Source organism: Paraburkholderia tropica (assembly GCF_900109265.1).
Lineage (GTDB): Bacteria > Pseudomonadota > Gammaproteobacteria > Burkholderiales > Burkholderiaceae > Paraburkholderia > Paraburkholderia tropica.
In genome coordinates this window covers 227692-242087 of the sequence record NZ_FNZM01000013.1, presented here as the reverse complement: position 1 = coordinate 242087, position 14396 = coordinate 227692, and the positions used below count along the sequence as shown (strand labels likewise).

The window sequence follows — 14396 nt, the reverse complement described above, 5'->3', positions numbered from 1 at the left end:
GCCGTGCCCGTGGAAGTCTTCAAGTGAGGTCGTCATGGTGGATTCGATTGGCGCAGTGGTTCGACGCACATTCGGCGGCGCTGCGAAAAGCTTGCGGGTTGTGCTGGGCGTGGGCGTCGTTGTCGCCGTGGGCGGCTGTCATGTCGTGACCGATCAGGAGCTGGCGGCGATTCGCGCGCAAGGCCAGCATCACGGTCCCGATCCGGTCAAGATGTTCAACGACCAGATGATTCCGTATGCCGACAAGAACGCTAAGCCCGCGGCGCAGGTGATCGGCGCGCTCAGCCAGAATTTCGACGATGCGTGCAAGCAGTACGGGTTCCGCCAAAGCTCGGCGTTTCCCTGCAATTTCTGGATTCGCGTGGCGGGCAAGGTCACGCGTATCGACACGACTTCGCGCGTGGGCCGCGCTTACGTGGACGTGACGCCGCCGGGCGGTGGCGAAGCGGTTCATGTGGCGCTGGAAACCGGTCCCGTTGTGATCGGCACCGGCGTACGCGACGGTTTTCCCGGCGTGAAATATGGCGACTTCGACGATCAATCGAAGTTCGCGGTGTTCGGCCAGGAAATCAACAAGCTCGTCGTCGCGCATGCGCAGGAATCGCTCAAGCTCAAGATCGGTCAGACCGTGGATGTGGCCGCGGTTTATAGCAGCTGGAGCGAACCGGCAGGCGAAATTCGGGCGATACCGGTGGCATGGAAATGAGCGAAGCGATCGAAGCGAATGAGGCACGGCTCGCAAACGCCGTGAATGTCATCGAAACGCGCGGCCTGTCGAAAATCTATCCCGGCACGGCTGCGCTCGTAGAGGTCGATTACAAGGTTCGCCGAGGCAAGGTGAACGTGTTGATCGGCGAGAACGGCGCGGGCAAGTCGACGCTGATGAAACTGCTCGCGGGCGCGGAAACGGCCACGTCGGGCGAGATTCGCATCGACGGAAAAGTCGCTGCGATTACCGATGTGCGCAGCGCCGAAGCGCACGGCGTGGGCATTATCTTTCAGGAGCTGAATCTCTTTCCCGACCTGAGCGTTGCCGAGAATATATTTACCGGCAACGAGTTGACGAGCGGCGGCGTGATCCGCTCGAAAGACGAAGTGCATCAGGCGAAGATTCTGCTGGACCGTTTGCAGATTCCGATTAATCCGCGTACGCGTCTGGGCGATCTTTACGTCGGTCAGCAGCAGCTCGTGGAAATCGCCAAAGCGCTCTCCAAGCACATCAAGGTGCTGATCATGGACGAGCCGACTTCCGCGCTCTCGCGCCACGAAGTGGAGATTCTCTTCAAGATCATCGGTCAGCTCAAGGAAGAGGGCGTGACGGTCATCTATATCTCGCATCGCCTCGAAGAAATCATGGCGATCGGCGACTGCATCACGGTGCTGCGCAATGGGCGGCTTGTGGCCGAAGACGAGATCGCGAACATCGATATTCCGTGGATCATCGAAGCGATGGTCGGTTCGTCGAAGAAGCGCTTCGCGTTCGAACAGCACGCGATCGGCGAAGAAATCCTGAAGGTCAACGATCTGGCTTTGAAGCGCTCGAATGGCATTTACGCCGTCGATCATGTGTCGTTCTCGGTGCGTGCCGGTGAGGTTATCGGCATTTACGGACTGATGGGCGCGGGCCGCACCGAACTCCTCGAAACGCTGCTGGGCGCGCAGCCACACGCGCTGGGCGAAATCGAACTGGCGGGCAAGGCGATCGAAGATCTGCCGATTCCGAAGCGTATCGAAGCGGGCATCGCACTCGTGCCCGAGGATCGCCAGAAGCAGGGCATGATTCAACTGATGTCGATTCTCGAGAACATGACCTTGTCGAGTCTCGGCAAGTTCGTCAACCGGCTGAAATTCGGCGCGCTCAAGCGCGAGAAGCAGGTTGAAGCGGCCAAGGACATCGTCAAGCGGCTCGCCATCAAGGCCGCCTCGGTGGACGCGCCGATCACATCGCTCTCCGGCGGCAACATGCAGAAAGTGGTGATCGGCAAGGCGCTGCTGACGTCGCCGAAAGTGCTGCTGATGGACGAACCGACGCGCGGTATCGACGTGGGCGCCAAGGAAGACGTCTACAAGACGATTAGCCTGCTCGCGAAGTCCGGCATCGCGGTCATTTACGCGACCTCCGAACTCGACGAGGCCGTAGCGGTTTCCAATCGGGTCTTCGTGATGGCGAGCGGCAAGCTCACGGCCATCATGGAGCGGTCACAGTTTGACAGCGAACGCATCGTGCGCGCATCGACACCGGCCACGGCAGTGGTCTGAGGCAACCGAGGTAGACACCATGAATACTCCCAATAGCAGCAATCCTTCGCTGCATCCGGTGCATACGAAGCACAACCGGCAGAGCGCCTATATGGTGGCGCGCTTCACGGTCAATCTGCTGAAGCTGCGCATTTTCATCGCGCTGTTCGTGATTTTCATTGTCTTCTCGCTCACGGCGGATAACTTCCTCTCGGCCAGCAACATGCTGATCATGGCCAAGCACGTGACCGTCGTGGCGATTCTGTCGATCGGCATGACGCTCGTGATCCTGACCGGCGGTATCGATCTTTCGGTCGGCTCGATTGTCGGCATCAGCGGCATGGCGGCGGGTTATCTGCTGCTTCAGGGCGTACACATCGGTCATTACGTGGTGTTTTTCAATCCGCTTGGCGTGGCGTTGCTCGCGTGCGTGCTCGGGGCGTTGATTGGCGCCGTGAATGGTTATTTGATTACCGCGCTCAACGTCGCGCCGTTCATCGCGACGCTGGGCATGTTGTATGTGGTGCGCGGCGCCGCGCTGCTGGTGAACAACGGCAGCACGTATGCCGACCTCGAAGGCAATCCGGCGCTCGGTAATACCGGCTTTGAATTCATCGGTAATGGCACGATCATGGGTCTTTCCGTGCCCGTGTGGATCATGCTGTTGCTGGCGGCCGTCACCATCTTCATCGCGCGTAAAACCCCGCTGGGTCGGCGCATTTATGCCATCGGCGGCAATGAACAGGCGGCGCGTTTCTCGGGCATTCGCACCAATCGCGTGAAGCTGTTCGTCTACACGTTCTCCGGTTTTTGCGGGGCAATCGTGGGGCTGGTGATTACGGCGCAGTTGCAGACCGCGCACCCGCTCACGGGCGAAACCTACGAACTGAACGCGATCGCCGCCGTGGTGCTGGGCGGCACGGCGTTGATGGGCGGACGCGGAACGGTGTTCGGCTCGGTGGTGGGCGCGTGCGTGATCAGCATTCTCGGCGACGGCATGGTGATGTGCGGCATCAGCGACTTCTGGCAGATGGTGATCAAGGGACTCGTGATTATCTTCGCCGTCGTGGTGGACCAGTTGCAGCAGCGTCTCCAGTCGCGCATGGTTGCGATGACCGCCTGATCGATACCGGGATAAAAACATGCAATACGTACTGGCCATCGATCAAGGCACCAGTGGCACGAAGGCGCTCGTTTTCGATGCCGAGGGGCAAGTTCATGCGCGCGGCTTCGTCGCGGTTTCGTGCATGCATCCGCAGGCGGGTTTCGTCGAGCAGGACGCCGACGCACTTTACGATTCCGTCCTGCAGGCGGTTGCGTCGTGTCTCGCCGCATTCAAGGGCGAGCAGCTCGATATCGTCGGCGTGGGGATTTCGAATCAGCGCGAAACAGTGGTGTTGTGGGACGAGCAGGGCAGACCGATCGTGCCTGCCGTGTCGTGGCAATGCCAGCGCTCGCTGCCAATCTGCGAGCGCCTCAAGCGCGACGGCCTCGCGCCACGCATCGCCGCGAAAACCGGTTTGCTGATCGACCCGTATTTTTCAGGCACCAAACTCATCTGGCTCAATGAAAACGATGCGCACGCGCGGGCACATATTCAGCGCGGCAGCGCGTATTTCGGCACGGTGGATAGCTGGCTGCTGTATCGGTTGACGAAGGGCGCCGCGTATTGTGCCGACTATACGAATGCGTCGCGCACGATGCTGTTCAATCTCGCGTCGCTCGAATGGGATCGGGAACTGGTCGAGGAATTCGGCTTGCGCGGGTTGCGTTTGCCGGAACTGAAACCGTCGGCCTCGCATTTTGGCGAAACGGATTTCAACGGCTTGCTGGCGCACGCGGTGCCGATCGTGTCGATGATCGGCGATTCGCACGCGGCGGCCGTGGGCGAGGGCTGTTTGATGCCGGGCGTCGCGAAGGCCACGATGGGCACGGGCTCGTCGATCATGATGAACGTGGGGCGCGAACCGCAAGCGCCCGCGCACGGCCTCGTCTCGACCTTGTGCTTCGCCACGGGTTCGCGCGTGGACTATGCGATGGAAGGCATCATCATCAGCGCGGGTTCGACGCCGGCTTTTCTCAAGGAGAAGCTCAATCTATTCGGCGATTTTGCCGAGGCCGAGCGCGCATTCACGGAATACGACAACGGCGGCGTGTTTCTGATTCCGGCGTTTTCCGGCATTGGCTGCCCGCACTGGAAATACCCGGGCGGCGCGCAGATCGTCGGGTTGCAGTTTTCAACGGCCTGGCAGCACGTTGCGCGCGCGGCGTACGAATCGATTGTCTATCAGATCAAGGACGTCATTACGGTGATGGAGCAGTCGGCCAACGTGCGCCTGAGCGAACTGCATCTCGATGGCGGCCTCGTGCAGCGGCCCTTCCTGCTGCAATACCTGGCCGACACCTTGAACCGGCCGGTCAGCACGCTGGCGCTCAGCGAAATATCGGCGGCCGGCGCAGCCGCGTTGGCGCTGCTTGAAACAGGGCTGATTCCGTCGCTCGACGCGCATCGCGCGAACCGCGTGATCGCGCGCCGCGTGGAACCGGGCGCGGGCGTGGAGGCCGCCGCGCGCAATCACGAACAATGGCTGAAGTGGATCGGCCGTCTTTAAACGCAGGGTTTCCGGAGAATACACCGTGAGTAACGAAGCAAAGCGGTTCGCAGGCAAGGTGGTGGTCGTGACGGGCGGAAGCCGCGGTATTGGATTGGGCATCGCGGAACGCTTCGCGCAGGAAGGCGCGAAGGTGTGCGTGTCGGCGAACGAGAAGAGTGTGCATGATGCAGCGGCCGGTTTGCGCGACGCCGGCTACGAAGCGATAGCCGTCGAGGTCGACGTGACGAGCAAGGCGCAAGTCGTGGCGCTCTACGACGAAGTGGCCGCGAAACTCGGTGAAGTCGATATTTCGGTGCAGAACGCGGGCGTGATTACGATCGCGAAGCTACCCGATCTGAGCGAAGCCGAGTGGGACAAGGTGATGGCCGTGAACACCAAAGGCGTGTTTCTGTGCTGCCAGGAAGCGGCCACGCGCATGCTGCGTGCGGGCAAGGGCGGCCGACTGATCAATACGGCATCGGGCCAGGCGCGTCAGGGTTTCGTCTATACGCCGCATTACGCGGCGAGCAAATTCGGCGTGCTCGGCATTACGCAGAGTCTCGCGAAAGAACTCGCGCCCACGGGCATCACGGTCAACGCGTTTTGTCCGGGCATTATCACCACGGATATGTGGGCGTACAACGACGAGGCGTGGGGCAAACTGCTCGGCGATTACAAGCCGGGCGAGCTCATGAAGGAGTGGGTCGACAACATTCCGATGAAACGCGCGGGCAGCGGCAAGGATGTGGCCGGTCTCGTGGCGTTTCTCGCTTCGGACGACGCGTCCTATATCACCGGCCAGACGATCAACGTGGACGGCGGCATGTTCATGTCGTAAAGCACAGCGCGGGCGTGAACAGGCGACGCCGTGCGAGGCACGGGCGTCGCCACGGCGCGTGTTAGCGCACCGGCAGGGCGGCGAGCTTGCTGACCGTATCGGCGCAAGCGTGCGCGGCTTCCGCGCCCTTGACGACGAAATGCTCGCGGAAATACTTCACGTGTTCTTCGCCGTGGAAATGATGCGGCGTGAGCACGACCGAAAACACCGGCGTGCCGGTTTCCAACTGGACTTGCATCAGGCCGTCGATGACGGCCGTCGCGACGAAATCGTGGCGATAGATGCCGCCATCGACCACGAGGCCCGCCGCCACGATGCCGGCATAGCGGCCCGTTTGCGCGAGGCGTTTGGCGTGCAGCGGAATTTCGAAGGCGCCCGGCACTTCGTACAGATCGACGTCGTCGGCGCTGTAGCCGTACTTCTGGATCGATTGCACAAAGGAATGCTTGGCCTGATCGACGATGTCGCGATGCCAGCAAGCCTGAATGAAAGCGAGACGCGGACGTTGGTCGGCGGATGCAGCGACAGCCTGGGATTCGATGGTGCTAGTGGTGTTCATGGACTTCAGCCTGTTTTGTGTGAACAGGGCGTAGAACGGCTGCGCCTTTCACGAAACGCGAAAAGACGGAGGCCATTCTGTTCTCTTTCATCCGGACTATGACCGTCGGCCCCGGAATCCAACCGGGTCTGCTGACCTCTGCAATCGCAGAGCGCTCGCGGGCTACGTCGTGTTTAACGCCGATTACCGCCGGTGGGGAATTGCACCCCGCCCCGAGAACGTGTTCGTTAGCGTGTTGATTAACGAACGGGTTGTACGGTAGCACGAAACACGGTTTTGTGCACAGCCGCAATCAGCCTGAGTTTCTACTCTAAATCTGGCACTCAATTCGTTGCGTCGTCATGTTGGCGTTTGTGGCGCTCGAACGTATCGGAATCGAATAAGGATCGAATAAGGAGCGCATGTCATGAAGCGCAAGCGGGTATCGGGCAACTGGAAAATGAAGGGGTTGGCGACGGCGAAGTGGACGATGGAAAAGACTCGCACGGCCGCCGAGGCGTCGTCATGACCGCCTTGAATCGCCGCCGGGTACCGCCGCGCGGGTCGAAGCAGTGGCTGCTGCCGATGCCGCACGAGTCGGTCCGCAGCCTGTCGTTGAATGCGCATCTCGCGCTGGAAGCGTGCCGCGAGGGACGCGACAATCAACGTGACAAGCAACGCGGCAATCAAGCGATGCTCAACGAACTCACGCGCCTCACGTATCTCTCGTATTTTCTGTGGCAGACCGGCCTGGGACACGCAAACGATGATACTTATGCCGGCGCGGAAGATGCATTGAATGCCGCCGTCGAGCGTGCGCAGCTCAGCGGAGAGTGGATGATCGGTTCTTGCGAGGTCGCTGCGATTGAGGCTTTGCTCAAGGTGTACGACCAACAATTGGCTTCAGTGACGGCGCGTGACTATTGCGGCGCCATTCAGCGTTTGAACAAACTGCTCGAAACGCCGCGAACGGTTTCTCCGGTGATCCGGCATGCTTCGCACGCGGTGTGACGCGTTTGATCTCAGCGTGAAGCGGCTGGGAAACGTTTGCGCGCGCAGCAATGCGGTCTCGTCAACGCGCTTGGAATAAGGGGCTAACTTGTCGCGAACACTCGATGCTCACCGCACTGCCTCTCAGCAACGAATCGGCTAGCAACCGCGATCTTCGGCAAGCCAGTGAGCAAAGAATTCGCCGATAAAGCGGTATTCGGTTTCTACGCCGGGCGAAACATGATCGGCTGCGCGGACGTCAGGTTTCGCTGAGATTCGGCGCGCGAGCAATGCGAAATTCACCGGCGAACTAATCGTCATGCAACGAGCGATTCCTTAATCACCTCGCGCAAAAACCGGGGAAATGACCGACACCCGTCGGCATCGCGATCTTAAACGCAGGCGTAAATCCGCCTCGGCAAATCGAAACCGACAAAGACGATCGGCGTCGTAATAACCGATATACGGCCGGTCGATAACACGATTCGCTTGACGAGATTGCTGCGCTTGCTCACCATGCGTTTCCGTATCGACTTTCGCGTCGCCGTGCGGCGTGAGCGAACCGATGGGATGGAAACGTTTACGCGTGCGGAGGCATTGCACATCTTGCGGCATGGATGTGTGTCTTCCGGAAAGCGAGTTGCATCCCGGAGATCGCCACATATTCACTGGAACCGTTCAAGCCGCTTCCTGCGCTCTGCATACGGTCTCGATACGGTGTGGAAGTCAGATACATACGATCTCGCGATATCGAAGTAAAAAAACTTAGGAAAGCTTTGATGCGTTTTTTGAGGAAAGGCTTGGCAGTCGATGCCGAGCGCTGGTTCGGTCCAGGCGGGCATACGCGCGTCGAGGCACGTGAGGATGGCTGGGCGATCGCTACGCCCGATGGCTGGTGGCCAGTCGAACCCGGCGACTGGATTCTCACGGACGAAACCGGCAATGCGCGGGCATTGAGCGATTCGCAGTTCACAGCGCTTTATGCGGCCGCTTGAGTGCGTGCAATTTAGCGCTTGCTTCGTGCACTGAACCTGGCGATTCTTCGAGGCGCTGCCACGGCATAGCTATCGATTGCGGGTTGGCCGCGCGGCGCGCGCGAGGTGGCCTTTTGATTCTGCATGGTATTGAGATCGACTGACGTTTCGCCCATTGCGCAAACGTTAGCCGATATTGAAATGCACGCGTATGTCCTGCTCGGATTCGATCGCGCGGCCGTCTTTCAATGCGGGCGAGAATCGCCAGCTTTTCAAGGTTTCCATTAGCAATTGATTCAATCGCGGATGAGCCGTTGGCTTAATCAGCGCGACGTCGACCGAGCCATCGACGTGAATCGTGAAGCGTGCCAGCGCGATAGCGCGATAGGCGTAGGCGCGCAGATCGTCGGGAATCTCGGGCAGCGGTTGCACGAGCGGATGCGCGGCGACATCGCCAGAAGGGCTGGAGGCGATGGCGGATGTGGCATGAGTTGATGGTGTCGTTTCGTCCGTTGCGGGAGAGGCCGACGGCGTAGTTGCACCGTCTGGCTGGGTTGGCGCAGCGGCGACCCGCGGCGCAACAGGCTCCCCGCGTGCGGGCGGCGTACGCGGCGTAACGGGGTGCCTCGCTACGTGCGCGGGAGGGTTCGGCGCGACAGGGCGTGTCGCGTGCGTCACGGGCGTGGAAGGTGAGGGCGCAGGCGGCGGTGGCGCGATTTCCACGAGGCGCGCATCGAGCGTTGGCGGCGGCGCAGCGCCTTGTGCGCCTGGTTTGAAATTGTCCATCAGGCAATCGAGCGACAGCGCACACAACACGGCGGCGAGCACGCAGCACACCAGCGTTCGCGGGCCTTGTGCATCGAGCAGCGTGACGAGGCGCACAGAGTTATTCGTGCTCACGTCGAACCGCAATGAGAAAGTGAGCGGCGCCGCCTTCGCGTGCCCGCAACATGGCCTGCACCACGAGTCCATTCGGCGCGCCGGCATCCGCAGCGATTACCACGTTGCCATCGGCGCCGAGCAGACGTTTGACTGACGCAGAAATGTTCTGCAACTGCACGGTTCGGCGATTCAGCGCGATCAGTCCGTTACGGTCGATACTCAGCGTGAGCGGTTGCTGCGAGGCAAGTGGCTGTGCATTACCCTGAGGCAATTCGAGTTTCACCGCATCGAGCCGTTGCATCGTCAGCGACGCCAGCATGAAGGTGGCAAGCAGAAAAAACATCACATCGATCATGGGGATGATTTCGATGCGGCCGCGTTTCGATGCGCGGGAGCGGCGCAATTTCATAGCGTATTCGCCTCGCTTTCATTCGCGACTTTATTGGCGACCTCGTTGGCAAGACGCATGTCGCTGAGCCATGCATTCGCCTGCATTTCGAGCTCATCCACGAGCCGGTCGATGCGCCGCGAAAAATAGTTGAACGCGAACAGCGAGACGAGCGCGATGACGATGCCGATGGCGGTGGCCACCAGCGCCTGCGCAACGTCGCCGGTCACGCCGCCCGGGTTGACGAGACCCGTATGCCCGATCAGTCTGAACGCCTGCATCATGCCGACGAGCGTGCCGAGCAGGCCTAGCAGCGGCGCGGCCGTAACGATCGTTTCGAGCATCCAGAGTCCGCGTGACATGTCGCGCTGGACTTCGAGTGCGAGGCCTTCGGCGCGAGCTTCGATCCACCAAGCGGGTTTCGTGGCGTTACGCAGTAACGGTTCGAGCAGTCTGCGCAGCGCGTGACGCGCGGGCAGATGACGCAACGTCTCGTCGCGCAACGCGGTGGGGGAGGTCTCGTCTTGCATGACGGCGCGTCCGGGCATGGACGCGAAGCGCCAGAATACCCAGGCGCGATCGAGAATAATGACGAGCGCGATCGCGGCTAGCAGCGTGAGCGGATAAACCACCCAGCCGCCCACACGCGCCGCTTCCATGATGCCTTGCCAGTTTTGCATGAGTGTGTACGCGAAGATATGCGTCAGAAGTATTTCGTGAGACCGGCGTAGAACGCGCGATACGGGCCGTATTGCGGCGCGAATACGCCGATGCCGGAACCGTCGCGCAATTCATAGGTTCGACCGAATGCGTTTTCCACCACGAAGCGTCCATCCACCTTGCCGATCATCGGCAAATTGAAGTGCTGAATCACGGCCAGATTGAACTGTGCATAGAGCGGCAGCTTGCCGGTATTGGCGAAGCCGTTGCGCAGGCCGCTGCCCACGGTGCCATCCATCGTGAACGTAGTGCGGTGCCAGTTGTATGCACCGCCGAACGAGGCGGTTATGCGCTGGTCGTGATCGAGAAAGACCCAGTGATTACTGATGAACGCGAGTTCATCCGCGCCGAAATTGAATTGCGCGGAATCCACGTTTTTGCCTTGCGCACGGCTGAACGCCAGATTCAGATAGGCAGAAACGTTGTCGTGCTTGTAATTGGCCGTGAATTCCACGCCATATACGCGCCCGTATTGGTAATTGAACGGCGTATAAATGAGCGCGGTGCCGAACTGGCCGAGATCGAGCAGGTTGTGCGCTTTCTTGTAGTAAGCATCGAGCCCGAGCGTAAGATCCGAGCCCAGTTGTTGCGTGACGCCAAGATCGAAATAATCGTCGCGCTCGGGCTGCACGGGGTCGTTTTGCATGACCTCGCTCTGATTTGTCGTGCCGCTATAGCGGCTGATGGTTGAATTCGACACCAGTTCGAATGACGGTGGCGTGAAATAGCGCGCGTAACCGGCGTGAAACGAAGTCGTGGGCGTGAGCTTGAAAATCGCGCCGATACGCGGACTCAACTGGCTTGCCTGCACGTATTCGTCCATGCCGTCGTAACGCAATCCATAGTTGAGCGTCAGGCGATCGGTGATCTTCCATTCGTCCTGCACATAGGCGCTATATAGATAGCCAGTCTTGCTGCTGGAGTCGGAGAGCGTGTAGGGCACGTCCGAAGTTTGATTGCCGTCGGCGTCGGCCGGAAACACCGAGACGTTGTCCCAGAAGTTCGCATGCTCCTGCTGGAACAACACGCCCGCGCGCAACGTGTGATGTTCGTTGATCCGGTAGGTGGTATCCGCTTGCAGACCGTTGGCGGTGTCGCTGTGAAAGTCCTGTGAGGCTACGCCGTTGAAGATCAGATCGCCAACCGGATCCGGGTTGAATTGCGTGCGCGTGTAGCGCGTGAACAGCGCGACCTGATAGTCGAGCGCGCCGCCATTGGTGCCTTGCAGCGCCACCACCGCAAAGTTATTCAATTCCGACTGCGTTTCATTCAGATTCGCGGAATTGAATGTCGGCGTACCGGCCAGCATGAAATTCGGCGTGAGACCCGGCGTATTCGGAATTTCAAACTGATTGGCCGCGGTGCCGAACATCACACTCACGCGCGTGAGCGGATTGATGATGTACGACATATAGCCGAACGCGTTACCTTGGCGCGTATGGTCGTGAATCGGATTCGGCGACGCAGTGGGCGCTTCGATGCCCAGATTGTTTTCTCCCAGCGAACCGCTAAAGAAATAACTGAAATCGCCCTTGCTGCCGTATACGTCGGCGCTCGTCTGCAAGGTCTGGTGACTGCCGCCGTAGACGTTGACCGACCCGCCATTGCCGAAATCGCCCGACTTCGTGCGGATATCGACAATGCCAGCGGTGCGATAGCCGTATTCGGCGGGCAGCGCGCCCGTGAGCAGATTGACCTGATCGATGATGCGCGTATCGAGCGACTGGCCAAAACCGCTAATGGGCTCGGGAATCATGATGCCGTTGATACGGTATTGCAGATCGGCGTGATCGCCGCGCACGTGCAATTGCCCATAGGAGTCGTTCGCGACGCCGGGCGCTTGCAAAAGCACCTGATTCAGCGGTGTATTAGCACCTTGCGGCATCGACTGAATATCGCTTTGGGTAATGCGATAAATGCTGCTGCCCGTTTCCGGAAGCAGACCGTTGCGCGCTTCGTCGAGGCGTTTTGCATTGACTTCCACGTCGAGCGTGTTTGAGTTCGCCGGGCTGGCTGTGGCGGCGTTGTTCGTTGTGCCGTCGGTCGCGGTGTCGGTCTCTGCGCTACGGGCCGGATTGGCCGCGACGATGGCGAACGCGACGAGTGCCGCGCGAGCAAGGAGTGTGCGGTGGTGGTTCATGGTGCCGTTGGGCGTAGGTTATTTTTGGCTGGCAGCGTTGTGCGACGACATGGAACTCGCGTCGGACATCAAGAAAATTGTGTGGAATGATATAACGTAACATTCAAGAAATTCCAGAATATTCTACGGAAATAAAAACGTCAGCAAACGAATTTAATTTGTAATATTTGAGTTGGATGTTTTGAAAGATAACGGCTCGATTTCTGGCGCTTTTTTCTTTCAGATGTAATTCATGCAGTTGATGGGCTCCCGGGCGACGTGCAGTTGATGGTGGTTCGGCTGGTGCGCGGGCGGGCATGGTGTATGCACGCTTTCAAACATCAGCTGCGCATGGAGGCGTCGAAGCGACCGGCATGCAGGCGCAGCCGATGCAAGGAGGAAGTGAATCATGAACGCCCAATCCGCACGCCCGCATTACCAGGTGAACATTTGCCGCGGCGATTTTCGTCACGTCTGCGAATGCTTTGCCACCTGGAAAAGCGAACCGCTTGTTTATCGCCTGAATCAGAAAATGTTCGAAGGGCGCAGCGAGGTTCGTCCCTTGTCCGGCCAGTGCTACGACGACACGGAAAAAGCCCGCAAGGCGCTCCAGCGCGCGTGCCGCCCAGAAGACGCCTATGCGTTGGCCGCCGAAGTCTGTAATGACGACCGCGCCATGTGGATCGTGATGGCCGCATACGGCGAATGACGGCGAAGGACGCGTGATTTAACACGCGCTTACCTGACGATTAGCGCTTCGCCTGATATCGCCAGCGTGCATTCTTGTTCATAGTATGCTTGCGCGAAACGGTGCCGCATCGCCCCTGCGTGCGTCGACGTAATCGCGTGGCCGTTGTGAATCATTGCGCCGTGCGTTTTTCAATTAGCGAATCATCCGCTCAGGAGGAGACGTCGAATGAATCTTGCGAAGCTGCTGTTCACTGGGGTGCTTGCCGCCGCGGCATGGGGTGCAATTCCGTTTGCCGCGCATGCGGAAGATCTGCTCGACAGCGTGAAGCAGTCTGGCGCGCTCAAGGTCGGTCTGGAGGGCACATATCCCCCGTTCGATTCGCGCAACAGCGCGGGACAGCTCGAGGGTTTCGACGTTGACGTGGCGAAAGCCGTGGCGGCGAAGCTCGGCGTCAAACCCGAGTTCGTTCCCACGGAATGGAGCGGCATTATCGCCGCGCTGCAGGCAGGTAAATTCGACGTGATCGTCAATCAGGTGACCATCACGCCGCAACGTCAGCAGGCCGTGGATTTTAGTCAGCCTTATACGTATTCGGCGGCGCAATTGATTCAGCGCGCCGACGATAAACGCGAATTCAAAGCGCTCGACGAATTCAAGGGCGACAAGAAACTCGGCGTGACGCTCGGCACGAATTACGATCAGATGGCGCGTGCGGTGCCCGGTATCAACGTGCAGACTTATCCGGGCGCGCCGGAGAAATTGCGCGATCTTGCGGCTAAACGAATCGATGCCACCATCGACGACCGGCTTATGCTGCCCTACATGATCAAGACTTCGCATTTGCCGCTGCGCCCCGGTGCGGTCCTCCAGGGCGCAAACCAGGAAATGGGCATTCCGTTCCGCAAGAACAATCCCAAGTTCGAGAAGGCGATCAATGACGCGCTGACGCAATTGAAGCAGGACGGCACGCTCAAGAAAATCTCGATGCACTGGTTCGGCAGCGACGTGACCGTGCCGATCGCGCAGTCGCAGTAAAAGCCCAAGCGCGCGCCGCCCTGACCGTGGACTAACCGCCCGTATAGAGATTGCAGAAACTCACCGGCCCGACGCAGACGGTCTGCGGCGAGCCGGTTTCGCTCGTGCCTTGCATCGGCGCGCCCATGCCGCTGGCGTGCGCGGGCTGGCTGTGCTCGACCTGTTGAGCGAAGACGGGGCTGACGTCGGGATACGATGCATCGGTGACGAAGCGTGAGCCGTTGGCCTGCGCTTCAATCAGTTGTTCGCGAACCTGTTCGCGCGTGAGACCTTGGGCTGAGGCGGCGATCGATGCGCCCATTGAGGCACATACGGACAGCGAAAGGACGAGTGTGCGGGGGAATTTCATTTCGAACTCCTCAGGACGGGGAAGAATTCGGCGGGAAGAG

17 protein-coding genes and 1 riboswitch are annotated in these 14396 nt (G+C 59.7%); of the genes, 9 read left to right on the top strand and 8 right to left on the bottom strand.

Features of this window, described 5'->3' with window-relative positions:
• Nucleotides 1–34: 34 nt before the first annotated feature.
• From BMY06_RS23010 to BMY06_RS22990, 5 genes are read left to right on the top strand one after another with little or no spacing between them, the layout of a single operon-like run.
• Nucleotides 35–706, top strand: coding sequence for a DUF2291 family protein (locus tag BMY06_RS23010; protein WP_074985475.1), 672 nt, complete (start codon nt 35–37; stop codon nt 704–706).
• Entirely contained in the window at nt 703–2259 is a 1557-nt protein-coding gene (locus BMY06_RS23005; RefSeq protein WP_080180740.1) for a sugar ABC transporter ATP-binding protein, read from the top strand. The genes BMY06_RS23010 and BMY06_RS23005 overlap by 4 nt, the downstream gene beginning before the upstream one ends.
• A 19-nt stretch (nt 2260–2278) precedes the next feature.
• Nucleotides 2279–3361 carry an ABC transporter permease gene (locus BMY06_RS23000; RefSeq protein WP_080180741.1) on the top strand — a complete coding sequence of 361 codons (1083 nt, stop codon included), beginning with the start codon at nt 2279–2281 and terminating at the stop codon, nt 3359–3361.
• Nucleotides 3362–3380: 19 nt separating this feature from the next.
• On the top strand, nt 3381–4850 hold the full coding sequence (locus BMY06_RS22995) for an FGGY family carbohydrate kinase (RefSeq protein ID WP_074985471.1): 1470 nt from the start codon (nt 3381–3383) through the stop codon (nt 4848–4850).
• Nucleotides 4851–4875: 25 nt separating this feature from the next.
• A complete protein-coding gene (locus BMY06_RS22990) occupies nt 4876–5670 on the top strand; it encodes a glucose 1-dehydrogenase (protein WP_065059783.1) in 795 nt (264 codons plus the stop codon).
• A gap of 61 nt (nt 5671–5731) precedes the next feature.
• Here BMY06_RS22990 and BMY06_RS22985 read toward each other — a convergent pair whose 3' ends face one another.
• Nucleotides 5732–6229: a 6,7-dimethyl-8-ribityllumazine synthase gene (locus BMY06_RS22985; RefSeq protein ID WP_065059782.1), complete on the bottom strand. Its 498-nt coding sequence runs from the start codon at nt 6227–6229 to the stop codon at nt 5732–5734.
• A 75-nt stretch (nt 6230–6304) separates the two neighbouring features.
• Nucleotides 6305–6453, bottom strand: a riboswitch (FMN riboswitch).
• Nucleotides 6454–6733: 280 nt separating this feature from the next.
• Between BMY06_RS22985 and BMY06_RS22980 the strand changes: the two genes are divergently transcribed.
• Nucleotides 6734–7219 carry a hypothetical protein gene (locus BMY06_RS22980; RefSeq protein WP_074985469.1) on the top strand — a complete coding sequence of 162 codons (486 nt, stop codon included), beginning with the start codon at nt 6734–6736 and terminating at the stop codon, nt 7217–7219.
• Nucleotides 7220–7357: 138 nt separating this feature from the next.
• On the opposite strand, the gene BMY06_RS39685 is transcribed toward BMY06_RS22980, so the two are convergent.
• A complete protein-coding gene (locus tag BMY06_RS39685; protein ID WP_161495593.1) occupies nt 7358–7519 on the bottom strand; it encodes a hypothetical protein in 162 nt (53 codons plus the stop codon).
• Between the two features lie 15 nt (nt 7520–7534).
• Nucleotides 7535–7813 (bottom strand): hypothetical protein, encoded by a 279-nt coding sequence (locus tag BMY06_RS38900; protein ID WP_124263328.1) that lies wholly within the window; start codon nt 7811–7813, stop codon nt 7535–7537.
• A gap of 104 nt (nt 7814–7917) precedes the next feature.
• On the opposite strand from BMY06_RS38900, the gene BMY06_RS22975 reads away from it, so the two are divergent.
• Nucleotides 7918–8193, top strand: coding sequence for a hypothetical protein (locus BMY06_RS22975; RefSeq protein ID WP_231957536.1), 276 nt, complete (start codon nt 7918–7920; stop codon nt 8191–8193).
• 165 nt (nt 8194–8358) lie between these two features.
• On the opposite strand, the gene BMY06_RS22970 is transcribed toward BMY06_RS22975, so the two are convergent.
• The 4 genes from BMY06_RS22970 to BMY06_RS22955 are packed head-to-tail and all read right to left on the bottom strand — an operon-like array spanning nt 8359 to nt 12302.
• A complete protein-coding gene (locus BMY06_RS22970) occupies nt 8359–9054 on the bottom strand; it encodes a TonB family protein (protein ID WP_074985467.1) in 696 nt (231 codons plus the stop codon).
• A 4-nt stretch (nt 9055–9058) separates the two neighbouring features.
• Nucleotides 9059–9463 carry an ExbD/TolR family protein gene (locus tag BMY06_RS22965; protein ID WP_065059777.1) on the bottom strand — a complete coding sequence of 135 codons (405 nt, stop codon included), beginning with the start codon at nt 9461–9463 and terminating at the stop codon, nt 9059–9061.
• Nucleotides 9460–10122 (bottom strand): MotA/TolQ/ExbB proton channel family protein, encoded by a 663-nt coding sequence (locus BMY06_RS22960; RefSeq protein ID WP_065059776.1) that lies wholly within the window; start codon nt 10120–10122, stop codon nt 9460–9462. The genes BMY06_RS22965 and BMY06_RS22960 overlap by 4 nt, the downstream gene beginning before the upstream one ends.
• A gap of 23 nt (nt 10123–10145) precedes the next feature.
• Nucleotides 10146–12302 carry a TonB-dependent receptor gene (locus BMY06_RS22955; protein ID WP_074985465.1) on the bottom strand — a complete coding sequence of 719 codons (2157 nt, stop codon included), beginning with the start codon at nt 12300–12302 and terminating at the stop codon, nt 10146–10148.
• Nucleotides 12303–12690: 388 nt separating this feature from the next.
• On the opposite strand from BMY06_RS22955, the gene BMY06_RS22950 reads away from it, so the two are divergent.
• On the top strand, nt 12691–12990 hold the full coding sequence (locus BMY06_RS22950) for a hypothetical protein (protein ID WP_074985464.1): 300 nt from the start codon (nt 12691–12693) through the stop codon (nt 12988–12990).
• 207 nt (nt 12991–13197) lie between these two features.
• Nucleotides 13198–14007, top strand: a complete 810-nt coding sequence (locus tag BMY06_RS22945) for a transporter substrate-binding domain-containing protein (RefSeq protein WP_074985462.1) — start codon at nt 13198–13200, stop codon at nt 14005–14007.
• A gap of 31 nt (nt 14008–14038) precedes the next feature.
• Here the strand turns inward: BMY06_RS22945 and BMY06_RS22940 are convergent, their stop codons facing one another.
• Complete coding sequence (locus BMY06_RS22940; protein ID WP_065059772.1) at nt 14039–14356, bottom strand: DUF4148 domain-containing protein; 318 nt, start codon at nt 14354–14356, stop codon at nt 14039–14041.
• Nucleotides 14357–14396 lie beyond the last annotated feature (40 nt).

What these genes read in the sequence shown, in the direction of transcription:
- BMY06_RS22980 (WP_074985469.1), top strand. Translation starts at nt 6,734, where the DNA reads ATGACCGCCTTGAATCGCCGCCGGGTACCGCCGCGCGGGTCGAAGCAG.
- BMY06_RS22995 (WP_074985471.1), top strand. Translation starts at nt 3,381, where the DNA reads ATGCAATACGTACTGGCCATCGATCAAGGCACCAGTGGCACGAAGGCG.
- BMY06_RS22960 (WP_065059776.1), bottom strand. Translation starts at nt 10,122, where the DNA reads ATGCAAAACTGGCAAGGCATCATGGAAGCGGCGCGTGTGGGCGGCTGG.
- BMY06_RS22940 (WP_065059772.1), bottom strand. Translation starts at nt 14,356, where the DNA reads ATGAAATTCCCCCGCACACTCGTCCTTTCGCTGTCCGTATGTGCCTCA.
- BMY06_RS22950 (WP_074985464.1), top strand. Translation starts at nt 12,691, where the DNA reads ATGAACGCCCAATCCGCACGCCCGCATTACCAGGTGAACATTTGCCGC.
- BMY06_RS22965 (WP_065059777.1), bottom strand. Translation starts at nt 9,463, where the DNA reads ATGAAATTGCGCCGCTCCCGCGCATCGAAACGCGGCCGCATCGAAATC.
- BMY06_RS23010 (WP_074985475.1), top strand. Translation starts at nt 35, where the DNA reads ATGGTGGATTCGATTGGCGCAGTGGTTCGACGCACATTCGGCGGCGCT.
- BMY06_RS23000 (WP_080180741.1), top strand. Translation starts at nt 2,279, where the DNA reads ATGAATACTCCCAATAGCAGCAATCCTTCGCTGCATCCGGTGCATACG.
- BMY06_RS38900 (WP_124263328.1), bottom strand. Translation starts at nt 7,813, where the DNA reads ATGCCGCAAGATGTGCAATGCCTCCGCACGCGTAAACGTTTCCATCCC.
- BMY06_RS22955 (WP_074985465.1), bottom strand. Translation starts at nt 12,302, where the DNA reads ATGAACCACCACCGCACACTCCTTGCTCGCGCGGCACTCGTCGCGTTC.
- BMY06_RS22985 (WP_065059782.1), bottom strand. Translation starts at nt 6,229, where the DNA reads ATGAACACCACTAGCACCATCGAATCCCAGGCTGTCGCTGCATCCGCC.
- BMY06_RS39685 (WP_161495593.1), bottom strand. Translation starts at nt 7,519, where the DNA reads ATGACGATTAGTTCGCCGGTGAATTTCGCATTGCTCGCGCGCCGAATC.
- BMY06_RS23005 (WP_080180740.1), top strand. Translation starts at nt 703, where the DNA reads ATGAGCGAAGCGATCGAAGCGAATGAGGCACGGCTCGCAAACGCCGTG.
- BMY06_RS22945 (WP_074985462.1), top strand. Translation starts at nt 13,198, where the DNA reads ATGAATCTTGCGAAGCTGCTGTTCACTGGGGTGCTTGCCGCCGCGGCA.